The organism is Klebsiella sp. RHBSTW-00215, assembly GCF_014103785.1.
GTDB lineage: Bacteria > Pseudomonadota > Gammaproteobacteria > Enterobacterales > Enterobacteriaceae > Klebsiella.
In genome coordinates, this window is the sequence record NZ_JABXQS010000002.1 from 13,301 (window position 1) to 26,852 (window position 13,552).

The 13,552-nt window shown below is 51.1% G+C and carries 10 protein-coding genes and 2 pseudogenes; 7 read left to right on the plus strand and 5 right to left on the minus strand.

The genetic code is table 11. The features are described 5' to 3' along the window. Window positions 1-43: 43 nt before the first annotated feature. Both HV127_RS29345 and HV127_RS29350 read right to left on the minus strand, forming a co-directional pair. Window positions 44-741 (minus strand): IS1 family transposase gene (locus tag HV127_RS29345; protein ID WP_223174975.1). Its coding sequence is split into 2 segments (ribosomal slippage): window positions 44-492 and window positions 492-741, totalling 699 coding nucleotides; the frame shifts between segments, so codons are not numbered across the junction. A 190-nt stretch (window positions 742-931) separates the two neighbouring features. After that, a protein-coding gene (locus HV127_RS29350; RefSeq protein WP_085955172.1) for an IS3 family transposase occupies window positions 932-2,139 on the minus strand; the annotation gives its coding sequence in 2 pieces (ribosomal slippage) (window positions 932-1,818 and window positions 1,818-2,139; 1,209 coding nt in all). 90 nt (window positions 2,140-2,229) lie between these two features. Here HV127_RS29350 and HV127_RS29355 point away from each other — a divergent pair. Next, window positions 2,230-2,714, plus strand: a pseudogene (locus HV127_RS29355) (IS1-like element IS1X2 family transposase); the annotation flags it as partial. A gap of 15 nt (window positions 2,715-2,729) precedes the next feature. Continuing rightward, window positions 2,730-3,272 (plus strand): annotated as a pseudogene (locus tag HV127_RS29360) (ISL3-like element ISKpn25 family transposase); the annotation flags it as partial. Between the two features lie 295 nt (window positions 3,273-3,567). Here the strand turns inward: HV127_RS29360 and silE are convergent. From silE to silR, 3 genes are all read right to left on the minus strand, one after another. After that, the gene (silE, locus tag HV127_RS29365; protein ID WP_004178091.1) at window positions 3,568-3,999 is read right to left on the minus strand and encodes a silver-binding protein SilE; all 432 of its coding nucleotides are present in this window, start codon (window positions 3,997-3,999) and stop codon (window positions 3,568-3,570) included. Window positions 4,000-4,249: 250 nt separating this feature from the next. Further along, window positions 4,250-5,725: a copper/silver sensor histidine kinase SilS gene (silS, locus tag HV127_RS29370; protein ID WP_003032875.1), complete on the minus strand. Its 1,476-nt coding sequence runs from the start codon at window positions 5,723-5,725 to the stop codon at window positions 4,250-4,252. Then, complete coding sequence (gene silR / locus HV127_RS29375) at window positions 5,718-6,398, minus strand: copper/silver response regulator transcription factor SilR (RefSeq protein ID WP_001572351.1); 681 nt, start codon at window positions 6,396-6,398, stop codon at window positions 5,718-5,720. Before silR ends, silS begins: the two co-directional genes overlap by 8 nt. Window positions 6,399-6,587: 189 nt before the next feature. Between silR and silC the strand changes: the two genes are divergently transcribed. The 5 genes from silC to HV127_RS29400 all read left to right on the plus strand — a co-directional run bounded on the left by silC (window position 6,588) and on the right by HV127_RS29400 (window position 13,445). Beyond that, window positions 6,588-7,973, plus strand: coding sequence for a Cu(+)/Ag(+) efflux RND transporter outer membrane channel SilC (gene silC / locus HV127_RS29380; protein WP_000475512.1), 1,386 nt, complete (start codon window positions 6,588-6,590; stop codon window positions 7,971-7,973). A 28-nt stretch (window positions 7,974-8,001) separates the two neighbouring features. After that, window positions 8,002-8,355, plus strand: a complete 354-nt coding sequence (gene cusF / locus HV127_RS29385) for a cation efflux system protein CusF (RefSeq protein WP_001246153.1) — start codon at window positions 8,002-8,004, stop codon at window positions 8,353-8,355. Between the two features lie 113 nt (window positions 8,356-8,468). Next, window positions 8,469-9,761: a Cu(+)/Ag(+) efflux RND transporter periplasmic adaptor subunit SilB gene (silB, locus tag HV127_RS29390; protein WP_004098959.1), complete on the plus strand. Its 1,293-nt coding sequence runs from the start codon at window positions 8,469-8,471 to the stop codon at window positions 9,759-9,761. Window positions 9,762-9,771: 10 nt separating this feature from the next. Then, complete coding sequence (silA, locus tag HV127_RS29395; protein ID WP_004098958.1) at window positions 9,772-12,918, plus strand: Cu(+)/Ag(+) efflux RND transporter permease subunit SilA; 3,147 nt, start codon at window positions 9,772-9,774, stop codon at window positions 12,916-12,918. A gap of 86 nt (window positions 12,919-13,004) precedes the next feature. Then, window positions 13,005-13,445: a DUF411 domain-containing protein gene (locus HV127_RS29400; RefSeq protein WP_000758228.1), complete on the plus strand. Its 441-nt coding sequence runs from the start codon at window positions 13,005-13,007 to the stop codon at window positions 13,443-13,445. Window positions 13,446-13,552 lie beyond the last annotated feature (107 nt).

A 13,552-nucleotide genomic window follows, 5' to 3' on the forward strand; every position in this document is an offset into this window, starting at 1 on the left:
GAGTTCCGATACAAATCATCCGATATTCGGTAATGACTCCAACTTACTGATAGTGTTTTATGTTCAGATAATGCCCGATGACCTTGTCATACAGCTCCACCGATTTTGAGAACGACAGTGACTTCCGTCCCAGCCTTGCCAGATGTTGTCGCAGATTCAGGTTATGTCGCTCAATGCGCTGAGTGTAACGCTTGCTGATAACGTGCAGCTTTCCCTTCAGGCGGGATTCATACAGCGGCCAGCCATCCGTCATCCATACCACGACCTCAAAGGCCGACAGCAGGCTCAGAAGACGCTCCAGTGTGGCCAGAGTGCGTTCACCGAAGACGTGCGCCACAACCGTCCTCCGTATCCTGTCATACGCGTAAAACAGCCAGCGCTGACGTGATTTAGCACCGACGTAGCCCCACTGTTCGTCCATTTCAGCGCAGACAATCACATCACTGCCCGGTTGTATGCGCGAGGTTACCGACTGCGGCCTGAGTTTTTTAAGTGACGTAAAACCGTGTTGAGGCCAACGCCCATAATGCGTGCACTGGCGCGACATCCGACGCCATTCATGGCCATATCAATGATTTTCTGGTGCGTACCGGGCTGAGAGGCGGTGTAAGTGAACTGTAGTTGCCATGTTTTACGGCAATGAGAGCAGAGATAGCGCTGATGTCCGGCAGTGCTTTTGCCGTTACGCACCACGCCTTCAGTAGCGGAGCAGGAAGGACATCTGATGGAAATGGAAGCCACGCAAGCACCTTAAAATCACCATCATACACTAAATCAGTAAGTTGGCAGCATTACCAATCATCTGTTCTCCAATGACTGGTCTAAAAACTAGTATTAAGACTATCACTTATTTAAGTGATATTGGTTGTCTGGAGATTCAGGGGGCCAGTCTAGTGATCTTGACCCTCCATCTCCGAACAGCTTTTGTATCTTAAGTTAACGATGTCCGCTGCCGCCGGTATTCCCTCGGGGAGTGATATCCCAGCGCGCTGTGCGGGTGGTTTTCATTGTAATGCGTGAACGCTACTGCAAGGTTTCGCAGTGCTGTTCTCACATCCGGTTTTGGCATGAACGCGATATAGTCTTCTTTCATCGTTTTCACGAACCGTTCGGCCATGCCATTACTCTGCGGGCTGCTCACCGCTGTTGTGCAGGGCTCCAGATTCAGCTCTCTCGCGAACCTCCACGTTTCATACGCGGTATACGCTGAACCGTTGTCCGTCAGCCACTGCACCGCTGTATCGGGCAACCTGTCGCCGAAGCGCTTTTCCACCGACCTCAGCATCACATCCTGCACGGTTGAACTGTCATAGCCTCCCGTGCTTGCTGCCCAGTCTATGGCCTCACGGTCGCAGCAGTCCAGCGCGAACGTTACCCGCAGTTTTTCGCCGTTGTCGCAGCCGAACTCGAAGCCATCTGAACACCAGCGCATATCGCTTTCTGCCACCGCTATCTTGCCCTTATGTTCACGCTTCGGTCGCTCTGGTTTGTCATGCAACAACAACAGGTTATGCTCGCTCATTATCCTGTAAAGCCGTTTGGCGTTCACAGGTGGCTGTCCCTCTGTGCGACGTTGCTTGCGCAGGATGCCCCACACGCGTCGATAACCATAACTCGGCATATCGCTGATGATGTCGAGGATAGCCGACAGTATTTCTTCGTCTGCTTCGTCATTACGCCGGTTACAGCGCTTGTCCTGCCAGTCGGCAGAACGGTTAATCCGCAGTGACAGCTGCGCACGCGACACGCCCATGGTGCGGCTGACCAGGGCTATTCCCCGTCCTTTGGCAACAAGGGCGCGTGCGCTATCCATTTTCGCGACTGGCCGTACTCCACGGCTTCTTTCAGGATCTCAACTTCCATCGTCTTCTTGCCCAGAAGGCGCTGAAGTTCCCGGACCTGCTTCAGAGCAGCAGTAAGCTCAGAAGCAGGAACGACTTCCTCTCCGGCCGCAACGGCGGTGAGGCTGCCTTCCTGATATTGCTTCTTCCACTTAAACAGCAGGCTGGGCTGGATACCATGCAGGCGGGCGACATGGGAGACATTCATGCCCGGCTCCATCGTCTGCTGGATAATGGCGATCTTCTCCTGAGGAGTTTTACGTTTACGGGCTTCTTGCCCTAACAGGATCCCGGTCATCTCAAAATTGGCGTTAGTGTTAGACATATATTCAAGCCTATCTCTTATCTGGAGATACAGCTACTGTCCGGTGTTTCAGGGGGCTACATCATTATGGGCGTTGGCCTCAACACGGTTTTACGTCACTTAAAAAACTCAGGCCGCAGTCGGTAACCTCGCGCATACAACCGGGCAGTGATGTGATTGTCTGCGCTGAAATGGACGAACAGTGGGGCTACGTCGGTGCTAAATCACGTCAGCGCTGGCTGTTTTACGCGTATGACAGGATACGGAGGACGGTTGTGGCGCACGTCTTCGGTGAACGCACTCTGGCCACACTGGAGCGTCTTCTGAGCCTGCTGTCGGCCTTTGAGGTCGTGGTATGGATGACGGATGGCTGGCCGCTGTATGAATCACGCCTGAAGGGAAAGCTGCACGTTAACAGCAAGCGTTACACTCAGCGCATTGAGCGACATAACCTGAATCTGCGACAACATCTGGCAAGGCTGGGACGGAAGTCACTGTCGTTCTCAAAATCGGTGGAGCTGCATGACAAGGTCATCGGGCATTATCTGAACATAAAACACTATCAGTAAGTTGGGGTCATTACCCAGGCACAGTTAAGCAAAGAAGATCGCATTTACGTCAAAAAGTCCATTCGCTGGCTTACCCTGAAGCGACCCGGCAACCTGACGCCCGCAGAGCAAAAGGCGCTGGAGGTTGTAAAGCAGGCGATCCCAGCACTTGCCATGGCCTATGACTTCAAGGAAGCCTTCTTCTGCATCTACGACGAACCCGACAAGCAGAGTGCTCAGAACGCCTTTGAGGCTTGGAAGAACAGCCTGCCGCCTTATGGCATGGAGCCTTTCAAAAAACTGGTAAAAACGGTACACAACCATTACGACGACATCTTTGCCTACTGGGATGCGCCGTTCTCACTCACCAATGGCTATACCGAAGGGCTCAACGGTTTGATCAAGATGTCCAACCGGTTAGGTCGGGGTTATAGCTATGAGATCATCCGTGCAAAGACGTTGTACTCCAAAGAAGCCCGCAAGGTTGGCAGTGGTATTCGAGCAGGACGAGGCAAGGTCGAGTATGGACCGCACATTCCGACATTGTTGAAGCAGGCAGAAGGTGGAGAGTTGGATTAACGCGAGAGAGGGCGCGTCTGAGAATCCAACCAATGTTAGATTTTCGCAGGGTGGTGAAAAACAGAAAAATCCAACCAGAAGCAGCTTTTTGTCCGACTAAGAATCAAGGGTTAGAATGGATGAATTCCAACCCTAGAATGCAAATAGCCCATATAATAATTCCTTTCAGACAGGTACCGGTTAAGTGTAGCTGAGTCAGACAAAAAAGCCCCCTGACGGGGGGCAAAAATGTAGCAACGTTGTTTCAGGAAAATCTATCAGGGAAAAGGTAACAGCACGGATACTACCGTCGCATTCAGCCTGCATTGATCATGCGGCGGTGCGCTTCGGCCATGGCCTGATGTGGGCCGGATTGCCCGTTATTCATGAATTCATGAGCAACCGCTGCTCTTTCATGCTCATTCATCGCCGCGTAAGACGTTGACGGGACGGTCGTGGATACCGTGTTATTTCCCATCATCTTCTGATGACTTTCCACCATTTTCTGGTGAGCATCCGCCGAGCCGTTCGTCATGGTTTCATGAGCAATAATGGCCTGTTCATGCTGGTCCATACCGGTCATACGAGGAGCAGTCCCCTGGATCCCGACAGGAGCCTCAGCAGACTGCATCTGGTGAGCAGGAGCCTGTGCATTGTTGACGCGATCATGGATATTCACGGTTTCAGTGGCCCAGGCCGATGAAATTAAACCAAAGCCCAGCAAAGATGCTAATACGATATTTTTCATGATAACTCTCCATTTCTGAATTAGTGATGTCCGGGGAAGTACAACCGGTGTTTTCAGTTCCATAACTGAAACAAGTTCGGCAGCGTTTATTTCTCCGGAAGAGGGCTGGATATTCATTTCCTGGCGTACTCTGACGCCGGGTATTGATGAAGCAATCCAGCCTTCCTGATAAGTTGCACTAATTATATCGAATGGCTTCTGTTTGCTGCATGACAGGCTAATGACATCTTTGTCATTTACATCTTTATTTTCAGCATTGGGTTTCCGGGATCATTTTCTCCAGTCTGGGCACGGATAAGATAAAACGCGTGGAGCGTACGTCTGATTCCACCTGCACTCTTCCGTGATGTGCTTCCACGATTGACTTCACAATCGCAAGGCCGATGCCGCTGCCTTCTCCTTTTCGTTGTCTGGATGGATCCACCCGATAAAAACGGTCAAACAGCCTTGATAAATGTTCTTCAGGGATCGGTTTCCCCGGATTTTCAATCACAAGGTCAAAAAAGCTCTCCTGCTCTCTTATTGAGACGGTGATTGCCTGTCCCTCCGGGGTATAACGCAGGGCATTGGATAACAGATTATTGATCGCCCTTCTGAACATTTGTGGATCTCCCTCAACCAGGCAGGGCATCCCGTTAAATTTGAGCGTGATATTGCGTTCTTCGGCCCAGGCTTCGAAAAACTCGAAGACTTTCATGACTTCCGCTCTGAGGTCAAACATGACCCTGTCAGGTATCAGCTGATTATTATCTGCCTGTGCCAGGAACAGCATATCGCTGACCATTTTGGTCATCCGGTTATACTCTTCAAGACTGGAATAGAGGACATCCTCAAGTTCCCTCTGTGTTCGATCCTGACTCAGTGCGATTTCAGTCTGCGTCACCAGATTGGTGATGGGCGTTCTGATCTCATGCGCGATATCGGCAGAGAAATTGGCCTGGCGGGTAAAGACATCCTCAATCTTTCCAATCATATGATTGAACGAGATAACCAGTTGCTCCAGCTCAATGGGAACGCGTGTCGGTTCCAGTCGCGCATCAAGATTCTCGGAGGTGATGTTTTTAATGGCATTGCTGACATTACGAAGGGGCAGGTGCCCCTGACGGACAGCGATTCGAATGATCAGAACAATCAACAGGCTTATCACGACGGCAATCGCAATCAGGTTCTTTTTCAGCGCATCGAGGTAATGGAGATGGAAATTAATGGATAGGCCAGTCAGCATGACATAGTTCTGCTGTTTGCCCTGAAATATCGCCTGACCAGAGGAGGCGATAATCCTGTATGTTTCCATCTTCATTTCGGACCCGGTATCCATCGGTCCCGCAGGATCCTCCACCGTCCAGAGAAAGACATCCCGTGCGCGGCTGTGCTCGCTAAAATCTGCTGAATTCACTGCCGGGCGTAGTGCCGCCCCCTGAGCTGAGCTAAAGAGCACTTCACCCCTGGGATTGAGGAGCAAAAGGGCAACGTTGCGGTAGCTGGCAATTGATTCCTTTATTTTGCTTACTTTTTTTTCATCCGGATCTGCCGGGGACTGGAGTATACGGCTCAGTGTGGTGCTGATTTGTTGCAGATCGCTGACATCCTGCTCGGCAAAATGCTTTTCAACAGAATGCAGCATAAACCAGGTGAAGGCGATAAACGCCAGTATTGTGGACAGGCTGATAAAAAAGGTCAGCCGCAGAGCGAGTGAGAAAGGTCGTCTGGACGGTTTGCTATGCATCCGGGATCTCCAGCATGTAGCCCACGCCCCGCACTGTCTGGATCAGTTTTGTCCCGTAATCGTTGTCTATTTTAGCGCGGAGTCGCTTTACTGCGACATCAATCGCGTTAGTGTCGCTGTCAAAATTCATGTCCCAGACCTGAGAGGCAATCAGGGAGCGGGGAAGAACTTCTCCCTGATGGCGAATGAAGAATTCCAGCAAGCTGAACTCTTTACTGGTGAGCACAATGCGGTTCCCGGCGCGGCTGACTTTTCTGGATACGAGATCAACCGAGAGGTCAGCCACTTTAAGCTGGCTTTCCGTGATCATCGTGTTTCCCCGCCTGAGGAGGGTTCTTACCCGGGCGAGCAGTTCAGCAAACGCAAAGGGCTTCACCAGATAATCGTCCGCACCCAGCTCAAGTCCTTTGACCCTGTGTTCAATCGTGCCAAGGGCCGTCAGCAGTAATACCGGCATCCCCTTTCCGGCACTGCGCAGCATACGGATGATATCCCAGCCGTTTACATCAGGCAGCATGATATCCAGGATGACTAAATCATACTCGGCTGTCATGGCAAGATGATATCCGGTCAGACCATTATCAGCGTGATCCACGACGAACCCCGCCTCTGTCAGCCCCTTGCTGAGATATTCACCTGTTTTAATTTCGTCTTCAACGATTAATATTTTCATCATGCTCCCCGGCTGGCTGCTAATGTCATTTTATTGCGCCCACGATCGTTATCAACGGATTACAGCAAAAATGACAACATTGTCATTATCCTGTCACCCGGCAAACAGAGAGCGTTCGGTAAAGTATCCCTATCAATACTCTGGATTTCGTTTGAACCATTTACCAGGTCTGCCTGTACGAGAAGCGTTATGTTCAAATTAAAATTACTCAGCATCAGTACCATATTCATCCTGGCTGGTTGTGTTTCTCTGGCACCTGAATATCAGCGTCCGCCAGCTCCGGTTCCCCAGCAGTTTTCATTGTCTAAAAACAGTCTGACGCCTGCGGTAAACAGCTATCAGGATACGGGCTGGCGAAACTTTTTTGTCGATCCCCAGGTCAGCAGGCTGATCGGTGAAGCCCTGAATAATAACCGTGATTTGAGAATGGCTGCCCTGAAGGTTGAAGAGGCCCGGGCCCAGTTCAACGTCACGGATGCAGATCGTTATCCCCAACTGAATGCCTCATCCGGGATCACATACAACGGTGGTCTGAAAGGTGACAAGCCGACCACACAGGAGTACGACGCGGGTCTGGAGCTCAGCTATGAGCTCGATTTTTTTGGCAAACTTAAGAACATGAGTGAGGCTGATCGCCAGAACTACTTTGCCAGCGAAGAAGCCCGTCGTGCCGTACACATCCTGCTGGTCTCCAACGTTTCACAGAGCTATTTCAGCCAGCAACTGGCGTACGAACAACTCCGTATTGCGCGGGAAACGCTGAAAAATTATGAACAGTCCTATGCTTTCGTTGAGCAACAGCTCGTGACCGGGAGTACGAACGTTCTGGCACTTGAACAGGCGAGAGGACAAATCGAAAGTACCCGCGCCGAAATAGCCAAACGAGAAGGCGATCTGGCTCAGGCAAACAATGCCCTGCAACTGGTGCTGGGAACGTACCGCGCACTTCCGTCAGAAAAAGGGATGAAAGGCGGGGAGATCGCACCAGTAAAATTGCCACCAAATCTATCTTCACAAATTTTGCTGCAGCGACCGGATATTATGGAAGCGGAATATCAGCTGAAAGCGGCTGATGCCAATATTGGCGCAGCGCGAGCGGCCTTTTTCCCCTCCATTACCCTGACCAGTGGTCTTTCCGCAAGCAGTACGGAGCTGTCAAGCCTGTTTACGTCAGGAAGTGGAATGTGGAATTTTATCCCTAAAATTGAAATTCCTATTTTTAATGCTGGCAGGAATAAAGCCAATCTGAAGCTGGCTGAAATTCGCCAGCAACAATCGGTGGTTAATTACGAACAAAAAATTCAGTCAGCCTTTAAGGATGTTTCCGACACGCTTGCGCTGCGCGACAGTCTTAGCCAGCAACTTGAGTCACAGCAGCGTTATCTTGATTCACTTCAGATAACTCTCCAGCGTGCCAGAGGATTATATGCAAGTGGTGCTGTCAGTTACATCGAAGTGCTGGATGCAGAACGTTCCCTCTTCGCTACGCAGCAAACCATTCTCGATCTTACCTATTCCCGACAGGTTAACGAAATTAATCTGTTTACCGCGCTGGGTGGCGGTTGGGTAGAGTAAATTTATTTAATTAATCAGGAAATTAAAAATGCGTAATTCACTTAAAGCCGTTTTATTTGGTGCCTTCTCTGTCATGTTTTCTGCCGGTCTTCATGCTGAAACACACCAGCATGGCGATATGAATGCTGCCAGTGATGCTTCGGTACAGCAGGTTATCAAGGGCACCGGTGTCGTTAAAGACATTGATATGAATAGTAAAAAGATTACCATTTCGCACGAAGCAATCCCTGCTGTGGGCTGGCCTGCAATGACCATGCGCTTCACTTTTGTTAATGCAGACGACGCTATCAATGCCCTGAAAACCGGCAACCATGTCGATTTCTCGTTTATTCAGCAGGGCAATATCTCCTTACTCAAAAGCATTAACGTTACGCAATCCTGATTATCAGTCCGGAGCGAATACATCCAGTGCGCCTGAACATTCATTAAGGGATTACTGTGAATGAATGATCGGGCGCATATGCCAGGTGTTTTGATTTTTCAGCGAGAAATTGTATGGCTTCTTTAAAGATAAAATATGCTGCAATAATTATCAGCAGCCTCATAGCAGGGGGGCTGATATCGGTTACTGCCTGGCAGTATGTAAACTCATCACAAAAAACAGTACAAACCGAACAAAAGGCACCGGAGCGAAAGGTACTTTTCTGGTATGACCCGATGAAACCGGATACCAAATTTGATAAACCCGGAAAATCTCCCTTTATGGATATGGACCTGGTGCCGAAATATGCTGATGAAAGTGGCGATAAAAGCAGTGGCGGGATCCGTATCGATCCAACGCAGGTTCAGAATCTGGGATTAAAAACGCAAAAAGTCACGCGAGGAATGCTGAATTATTCCCAGACAATCCCGGCTAATGTCAGTTACAACGAGTATCAGTTTGTCATTGTGCAGGCGCGCTCTGACGGTTTCGTCGAAAAAGTGTATCCCCTGACGATTGGCGATCATGTGAAGAAAGGCACTCCGCTTATCGATATCACCATTCCTGAATGGGTTGAGGCACAAAGTGAGTTCCTGCTGTTATCCGGTACAGGCGGTACGTCAACCCAGATAAAAGGGGTTCTGGAGCGACTTCGTCTGGCTGGTATGCCGGAAGAGGATATTCAAAGGCTGCGTTCAACCCGCACAATCCAGACCCGTTTTACCATTAAAGCACCTATTGATGGTGTCATTACTGCGTTTGACCTGCGCACCGGCATGAATATTTCGAAAGATAAAGTAGTGGCTCAGATTCAGGGGATGGACCCGGTCTGGATCAGCGCTGCAGTGCCAGAATCTATCGCATATCTGCTGAAAGATACGTCGCAGTTTGAAATTTCGGTACCGGCTTATCCGGATAAAACATTCCATGTCGAAAAATGGAACATTCTTCCCAGCGTGGATCAGACAACCCGTACGCTTCAGGTCCGTCTCCAGGTTTCTAATAAGGATGAGTTTCTCAAGCCGGGCATGAATGCCTATCTGAAACTGAATACCAAGAGCCAGGAGATGCTGCTGATACCAAGCCAGGCCGTTATCGATACCGGCAAAGAACAGCGCGTGATTACTGTTGATGATGAAGGCAAGTTTGTGCCGAAACAGATCCACGTTCTGCATGAATCACAGCAACAGTCCGGCATCGGTTCCGGCCTGAATGAAGGCGATACCGTGGTGGTCAGTGGCCTGTTCCTCATTGACTCCGAAGCCAATATTACGGGCGCGCTGGAACGTATGCGCCACCCTGAAAAAACAGAAAGCAGTATGCCAGCAATGTCTGACCAGCCTGTAAATATGCATTCAGGGCACTGAGGAGACGACGATGATTGAATGGATTATCCGGCGCTCTGTCGCCAACCGTTTCCTGGTCATGATGGGGGCCCTGTTTCTCAGCATCTGGGGTACATGGACGATTATTAACACGCCGGTCGATGCCTTGCCTGACCTGTCAGATGTACAGGTCATTATCAAAACCAGCTATCCCGGCCAGGCCCCGCAGATTGTAGAAAACCAGGTCACCTATCCACTTACCACCACCATGCTGTCCGTACCTGGCGCAAAAACCGTGCGTGGTTTTTCACAGTTCGGGGATTCGTATGTGTATGTCATTTTTGAAGACGGCACCGATCTGTACTGGGCCCGTTCCCGCGTGCTGGAATATCTGAATCAGGTTCAGGGAAAACTGCCTGCCGGTGTGAGTTCTGAAATCGGTCCTGATGCCACGGGTGTGGGCTGGATTTTTGAATATGCCCTTGTCGATCGCAACGGAAAACACGACCTTTCAGAACTGCGCTCTCTGCAGGACTGGTTCCTGAAATTTGAGCTGAAAACCATCCCGAACGTGGCTGAGGTCGCTTCGGTTGGCGGCGTGGTGAAACAGTACCAGATTCAGGTCAATCCGGTAAAACTGTCCCAGTACGGTATCAGCCTGCCCGAAGTGAAACAGGCACTTGAATCGTCTAACCAGGAGGCCGGTGGCTCATCCGTTGAAATGGCCGAAGCGGAGTATATGGTCCGTGCCAGCGGTTATCTTCAGAGCATTGATGATTTTAATAACATCGTCCTGAAAACAGGTGAGAACGGCGTGCCGGTTTATCTGCGGGATGTTGCCCGCGTGCAGACCGGGCCCGAAATGAGGCGTGGTATTGCCGAGCTGAACGGCCAGGGAGAAGTCGCTGGCGGCGTGGTGATCCTGCGGTCGGGTAAAAATGCGCGCGACGTTATCACGGCAGTGAGGGATAAACTGGAGACGCTGAAGGCCAGCCTGCCGGAAGGCGTTGAAATCGTGACCACCTACGATCGCAGCCAGTTAATCGACCGGGCGATTGATAACCTCAGTTACAAGCTTCTTGAAGAGTTTATCGTTGTTGCTGTCGTTTGCGCACTGTTCCTCTGGCATGTCCGTTCTGCCCTGGTGGCGATTATTTCTCTGCCACTTGGCCTGTGTATCGCCTTTATCGTCATGCACTTCCAGGGACTGAACGCCAATATCATGTCGCTGGGAGGGATAGCGATTGCCGTCGGTGCGATGGTGGATGCCGCCATTGTGATGATTGAAAATGCGCACAAACGGCTTGAGGAGTGGGATCATCAGCATCCGGGTGAGCAGATTGACAACGCCACCCGCTGGAAGGTGATTACCGACGCCTCCGTGGAAGTGGGACCCGCGTTGTTCATTAGCCTGCTGATCATCACCCTGTCCTTTATTCCTATCTTTACCCTGGAAGGGCAGGAAGGTCGTCTGTTTGGCCCGCTGGCATTCACGAAAACGTACTCCATGGCGGGAGCGGCCGCACTGGCCATCATCGTCATTCCTATTCTGATGGGATTCTGGATCCGGGGGAAAATTCCTGCCGAGACAAGTAACCCCCTGAACCGGGTGCTGATCAAAGCGTATCATCCTTTGCTGCTGCGGGTCCTCCACTGGCCAAAAACAACCCTGCTGGTTGCGGCCTTGTCCATTTTCACGGTTATCTGGCCACTGAGTCAGGTGGGCGGTGAATTTCTGCCGAAGATTAACGAGGGCGATCTGCTGTATATGCCGTCGACCTTGCCTGGCGTCTCTCCGGCAGAAGCTGCAGCGCTCCTGCAGACAACAGACAAGTTAATCAAAAGCGTTCCTGAAGTGGCTTCTGTATTTGGCAAGACCGGTAAAGCAGAGACCGCAACGGATTCCGCGCCGCTCGAAATGGTGGAAACCACGATCCAGCTCAAACCTGAGGATCAGTGGCGTCCCGGCATGACAATTGACAAGATTATTGATGAACTCGACAGGACAGTCCGTTTACCGGGTCTGGCAAACCTCTGGGTGCCGCCTATCCGTAACCGTATTGATATGCTCTCAACCGGGATCAAAAGCCCGATAGGTATCAAAGTGTCCGGGACTGTTCTGTCCGATATCGACGCGACGGCGCAGAGTATCGAGGCGGTAGCCAAAACCGTGCCTGGCGTGGTGTCTGTCCTGGCTGAGCGACTTGAGGGCGGGCGCTACATCGATATCGATATCAACCGGGAGAAAGCTTCCCGGTACGGGATGACTGTGGGCGACGTCCAGCTGTTCGTCTCTTCAGCAATCGGTGGGGCTATGGTGGGTGAGACGGTTGAAGGCGTGGCCCGGTACCCTATTAACATTCGCTATCCGCAGGATTACCGTAACAGTCCGCAGGCGTTGAGAGAGATGCCAATCCTGACCCCAATGAAGCAGCAAATTACGCTGGGCGATGTTGCCGATATTAAGGTCGTTTCCGGACCAACCATGCTGAAAACCGAAAATGCCCGGCCAGCCAGCTGGATTTATGTTGATGCCCGCGGCAGGGACATGGTGTCGGTGGTGAACGATATTAAGACGGCCATCAGTGAGAAAGTGAAACTGAGACCGGGGACCAGTGTGGCATTCTCAGGACAGTTTGAATTACTCGAGCACGCCAATAAGAAATTAAAACTGATGGTACCGATGACGGTGATGATCATCTTCATCCTGTTATATCTGGCATTCCGCCGGGCTGATGAGGCCTTACTTATTCTGATGAGCCTGCCGTTTGCCCTGGTTGGCGGGATATGGTTCCTGTACTGGCAGGGCTTCCATATGTCAGTGGCGACCGGAACCGGGTTTATCGCCCTGGCCGGGGTGGCAGCAGAGTTTGGCGTGGTCATGCTGATGTATCTGCGTCATGCCATTGAAGCGCACCCGGAATTGTCCCGTAAAGAGACGTTCACACCGGAAGGCCTTGATGAAGCCCTCTATCATGGTGCCGTACTGCGTGTCCGGCCGAAAGCCATGACCGTGGCGGTGATCATTGCGGGTCTGCTGCCAATACTCTGGGGAACCGGTGCAGGTTCAGAAGTCATGAGCCGTATCGCGGCACCCATGATTGGTGGGATGATCACGGCTCCGCTGCTGTCCCTGTTCATTATTCCTGCCGCCTACAAATTAATCTGGCTGCGCAGACATAAAAAAAGCGTGTCCTGAACCTGAAAGGGCACCCCCTGTGGGTGTCCTTCTTTACTGATTCACCCTGACGTCAGGGTTTATATCGATAATATACAGAGGTGAGTATGAAAAAAGTGGTTCTAATGGCGCTGGCTCTCGGCCTTTCACTACCCGCGATGGCGAGTGAAAAAGTGATTGATATGTACAAATCTGAAAACTGTGGCTGTTGTTCCCTGTGGGGCAAAGCGATGGAAAAAGACGGGTTTGAAGTACGAACTCACGTCATGAATGATCAGGCGCTGTCAGCCCTGAAAGAAAAGCATGCTATTCCTGCAGGACTACGAAGTTGTCATACCGCGGTTGCCGGTAATTTGATCATTGAAGGCCATGTGCCTGCGACAACGATACATAAGGCAATGCAGTCTGGTTCGGGTATATACGGTCTCGCCACCCCCGGTATGCCAGCAGGAAGTCCTGGAATGGAGATGGGAGCCCGAAAAGAGGCTTACGATGTTATCGCATTCTCACCGGATGGAAGTAAAAAAGTCTTCCAGCGAATCGAATAGTCAGCGGAACGGCTGATAACGGGACGCCGGTAGCAGGCACTCCTGTGCCGGCGATATTCGTGGTAATCGCATCCATGACATACCCTGAAGACAGAAGATGCTTCGGT

What these genes read in the sequence shown, in the direction of transcription:
- silA (WP_004098958.1), top strand. Translation starts at nt 9,772, where the DNA reads ATGATTGAATGGATTATCCGGCGCTCTGTCGCCAACCGTTTCCTGGTC.
- cusF (WP_001246153.1), top strand. Translation starts at nt 8,002, where the DNA reads ATGCGTAATTCACTTAAAGCCGTTTTATTTGGTGCCTTCTCTGTCATG.
- silS (WP_003032875.1), bottom strand. Translation starts at nt 5,725, where the DNA reads ATGCATAGCAAACCGTCCAGACGACCTTTCTCACTCGCTCTGCGGCTG.
- silR (WP_001572351.1), bottom strand. Translation starts at nt 6,398, where the DNA reads ATGAAAATATTAATCGTTGAAGACGAAATTAAAACAGGTGAATATCTC.
- HV127_RS29400 (WP_000758228.1), top strand. Translation starts at nt 13,005, where the DNA reads ATGAAAAAAGTGGTTCTAATGGCGCTGGCTCTCGGCCTTTCACTACCC.
- silC (WP_000475512.1), top strand. Translation starts at nt 6,588, where the DNA reads ATGTTCAAATTAAAATTACTCAGCATCAGTACCATATTCATCCTGGCT.
- silE (WP_004178091.1), bottom strand. Translation starts at nt 3,999, where the DNA reads ATGAAAAATATCGTATTAGCATCTTTGCTGGGCTTTGGTTTAATTTCA.
- silB (WP_004098959.1), top strand. Translation starts at nt 8,469, where the DNA reads ATGGCTTCTTTAAAGATAAAATATGCTGCAATAATTATCAGCAGCCTC.